Below are 1,413 nucleotides of genomic sequence, written 5' to 3'. Positions count from 1 at the left end.
GGTCGCGTCCCCGGTGGTGGTGTAGAAGGCCGGTAATCGGCCTGCCGTAGCGACCGCCACAGAGTCTGGCGGAGGCGGGCCGATTGGCGGCCACCGGGGCGGTTTTTGGGTAGCATTGGGTTGCGACCTTCAACGCGAACCCAAGGAACCACCCCGATGACCGAAGACAAGATTGCGCTTTCCACGCTGTTGGAAAAGTCCTCCGACGCCAGTTTTCTGCGCGAGATGATCGGCTTTGCCGCCGAACGGCTAATGGCACTGGAGACCGAGACGCTGTGCAACGCCGCCCCTGGCGAGCGCTCGATTGAGCGGCTCAACCAGCGCAACGGCTACCGTGACCGCGACTGGCAGACCCGTGCCGGCACGGTCGAGCTGCGTATCCCTAAACTGCGCCGCGGCAGCTACTTCCCGGCCTTCCTGGAGCCGCGTCGGATGGCGGAGAAGGCGCTGACGGCGGTCATCCAGGAAGCCTATATTCAAGGCATATCAACGCGTTCAGTCGATGACCTGGTCAAAGCCATGGGAATGGACGGCATCAGCAAAAGCCAGGTCTCGCGCCTGTGCGGCGAGATCGACGAGCGCGTGAACGCCTTCCTCACCCGGCCTCTAGAGGGCGATTGGCCGTATGTCTGGCTGGACGCGACCTACATCAAGGTCCGCCACGACCATCGCATCGTCTCCACCGCCGTCATCATCGCCGTGGGCGTGAACAGCGATGGGCGGCGCGAAGTGCTCGGCATGACCACCGGCCATAGCGAGGCCGAGCCGTTCTGGGTGGAATTCCTGCGCAGCCTGACCAGGCGCGGCCTGCGTGGCGTCAAGCTGGTCATCTCCGATGCCCATGAGGGGCTAAAAGCCGCGATTACCAAAGTCCTCAGCGCCACCTGGCAGCGCTGCCGCGTGCACTTCATGCGCAACGCTCTGGCCTATGCCGGCAAAACCCAAAAGCGCGTCGTCTCCGCCTGGGTCGGCACCGCCTTCGCCCAGGACGATGCCGCGAGCGCCCACAAACAATGGCGCGATGTCGCCGACCAGATGCGGCCGCGCGTGCCAAAGCTTGCAGCCCTGCTCGACGACGCCGAAAACGACGTGCTCGCCTATATGGACTTCCCCGCAAGCCACAGGACCAAAATCCACAGCACAAACCCGCTCGAACGGCTCAATGGCGAAATCAAACGCCGCGCCGACGTCGTGGGAATATTCCCTAACGATGATGCGGTCGTCAGGCTCATCGGCGCCCTCCTGCTCGAGCAGAACGACGAATGGGCCACTCAACGCGCCAGATACATGACACTGGAAACAATCGCGCCATTGAGCGATACTCACAACGTCAGCCTGCCAGAAATGGCAGACTGACAACGCAGCTAATGCTGCTCAGATAGCCGCTCCTACACCACGCGGCGGGACACGATC

General features: G+C 63.0%; 1 protein-coding gene. It reads left to right on the top strand.

The features are described from left to right. The first annotated feature begins 156 nt into the window (after positions 1-156). Positions 157-1,356, top strand: a complete 1,200-nt coding sequence (locus tag B7Z76_RS16110; protein WP_291345274.1) for an IS256 family transposase — start codon at positions 157-159, stop codon at positions 1,354-1,356. Positions 1,357-1,413: the final 57 nt, after the last annotated feature.

The sequence above is a fragment of the Acidiphilium sp. 20-67-58 genome (assembly GCF_002255515.1).
GTDB lineage: Bacteria > Pseudomonadota > Alphaproteobacteria > Acetobacterales > Acetobacteraceae > Acidiphilium.
Note: the sequence above shows the minus strand (reverse complement) of the source record. Positions and strands in the feature narration are given on the sequence as shown.